Here is a 2,269-nt window from a genome sequence, read left to right as displayed (position 1 = left end):
GCATGCTGTACGAGACCTTCATCGGGCTCTGCACCGCGTCGACGAACGCCTCGGTCTCCTGCCGGTAGCCGCCGTCGCCCGACACCGCGACCGGCCGTGGCGGCGCCCGGCCTGCTGCCCGCCGTGCCCGTACAGCGCCCCGGTACGGACCGTCCGCGCGCCCGGCGGCTCGCCCTGCCCGGCGGCGGGGAGACCCGGCGGCGCCAGCTGCTCGAACGCGTCCGGGTGCCGCTGCGGGCCTGCCACCGGATCGCCGTCCTGGGCGGCCCGGCCGACGGGGTGGCGGGCGTCCTCGGCGCGCTGCTCGCGGAGCACCGGGCCGAGCCGGTGCTCGTCCTGTCCACCACCGGGCCCGCCGGGAGCGAATGCCGCACGGGCGGCGGGCTCGTCCTGCGGTCCGTACGGCCGGACCCGGCCGCCCTGCGGGAGGCCCTCGGCGAGGCCGGCGGCGACTACCCGGTGGTCCTCACCGACGCCACCGGCACCCCCGCCGAGGTGCAGCTCGCCGCCGCCGAACAGGCCGACCACCTGGTCCTCTGCGCCCAGGCCTCCGCCGCCGGGGCCCGCACGGCCGACGCCCTCCTCGACCACCTCACCGCCCTCGGCCGCGACGGACTGGTCCGCGGGGCGGCCGCCGCCTTCACCCCCGCCCCGTCCACCGAGCGCCCGATCGCCGACCGCGACCTCCTCCCCCATTTCCGCACCCGCTGCCGCGCCGCCCTCACCCTCCCGGCCCACCCCCGGCCGGCCCCCGCCGCCCTGCGCCCCCGGGCCCGCCTCGACTACCTCGAACTCGCCGCCCTCATCGGCGACGCCATGGCCGACCGGGAGCGGGGAGGGGCGGGGGATGTCGGCGGTCCCGCGTAGGGTGCCGCCATGGCACGGACGCTTCCTCCCCTGATCACCGAGGCGGCGGCGCTGTCCGCCGCCGGAGCCGGGGTCCGCCGGTACACGATGGGCCGCACGCTGATCGGGGCGGGAGCGGACGCGACCGTCGTCCTCATCGAGCCCGGGGGCGACCCGGTGGGCGGCGTCCAGAACTCCGTGAAGGTGCTCCTGCGCGGGGAGGACGTGCCGGAGGGCCTCCCGCGGTTCGACTTCCGGGACAGCCCGCCGATCCGGCTCTTCGCCCGCCTGGAGCGGGGCTGTCTGCCCCTCGGCGCCGCCTCCACCGGGGGACGTCCCTGGGAGCGGCCGGCTTCGACCACGCCGAGCTGGAGTTCGACCGGCCGCTGAGCCGGGAGCTGCTGGACGCGGTCCGGCCGGTCGCCGCACCCGGACCGGTTCCGACGGCGGACTGGCCTCTCCGGGCCCTGGAGTCGTTCGTCCTCGGGTGGTTCCCGGCCGAGGAGGCGGAGGCGGCCTGGAGGGACGAGACTTCAGCGGGGCCGGACGACCTGCCGGAAGCGCTGGCCGCCTTCCACCGGCTGGCACGCCGGCGCCCGGCGCTCCGCCGGTTCCACGACCCGGTACTGGACCGGCCCGAGCCCGCCACCGGGCCGCTCGGCGACCGGCTGGTCTTCGCCCGGTGGGCGCAGGGCTACCTGGACTGGTCCGTCCCGTGGCCGGCCTCGCGGACGGACGGGGCCCACCCCGTGGTGTGGCAGACCGAGGACCCGCACAGCGCGTACGCGGAGACCACCGTCGAGGAGGAGCCCCCGCACCGGTTCCTGCTCGAGTACACGCTCTTCGAGGCCATGCTCGCCGCCATGACGTACCGGCTGTCGGCCGCGAGCCCCGGCCCGCTGCTGAGCACGCTCCGGCCCGTGCCGCTGGGCCCGTTCCTGCCGGCCTTCGACGCCGCGCGGTTCTTCGTCGCCCCCGGCCTGCTCACGGCGCTCAGCACCGACGGGGACGACGCAGGCATCCGCTTCGCCGCGCTCCATCGCGGGACCTTGACGCCGCTGCTCGACCACGGCGTCCGCTGGTTCCATTTCGACGGCTGAGCCCGGGGATCTGGGGCGCACGGGCCGCCACCACCGAAGCGAGGACCAAGCGGCCTCGCCCGCGCCCGGGCGAGGGCGGGGGTGAGGGCACCCGCCCCGGTGGCCGACGCCGGAACCTGCATGCACACCCACCATGGGGGCGAAACCACGGGTAGCGCCCCCGTCAGCCCCCGTCAGCCCTCCTCCGCGCGGCCCGGGCAGGCGAGGGTGCAGCACCGACGGGCCGCCCCAGCTGACCCAGCCGCAGCCGCAGCCCGCTCACCGACCCTTCCCAGGACACCCCATGTATCGCACCGCACTGCGCAACGTGCTGGCCCACAAGG

Annotated in this window: 3 protein-coding genes; all 3 read left to right on the top strand. The window is 77.4% G+C overall.

Annotation, left to right across the window (positions count from 1 at the left end; all coding sequences use genetic code 11):
- The first annotated feature begins 96 nt into the window (after positions 1–96).
- Complete coding sequence (locus ABZW03_RS40050; protein WP_355269700.1) at positions 97–867, top strand: hypothetical protein; 771 nt, start codon at positions 97–99, stop codon at positions 865–867.
- Between the two features lie 9 nt (positions 868–876).
- Entirely contained in the window at positions 877–1,236 is a 360-nt protein-coding gene (locus ABZW03_RS40045; RefSeq protein ID WP_355269698.1) for a hypothetical protein, read from the top strand.
- Positions 1,237–1,595: 359 nt separating this feature from the next.
- On the top strand, positions 1,596–1,946 hold the full coding sequence (locus ABZW03_RS40040; protein ID WP_355269697.1) for a hypothetical protein: 351 nt from the start codon (positions 1,596–1,598) through the stop codon (positions 1,944–1,946).
- The last annotated feature ends 323 nt before the right edge of the window (positions 1,947–2,269 follow it).

The sequence above is a fragment of the Kitasatospora sp. NPDC004799 genome (assembly GCF_040609095.1).
In the GTDB taxonomy this organism is placed as follows: Bacteria; Actinomycetota; Actinomycetes; order Streptomycetales; family Streptomycetaceae; genus Kitasatospora.
The sequence above is the reverse complement of the archived record's forward strand: the minus strand, read 5'-3'. Positions and strand labels throughout refer to the sequence as shown.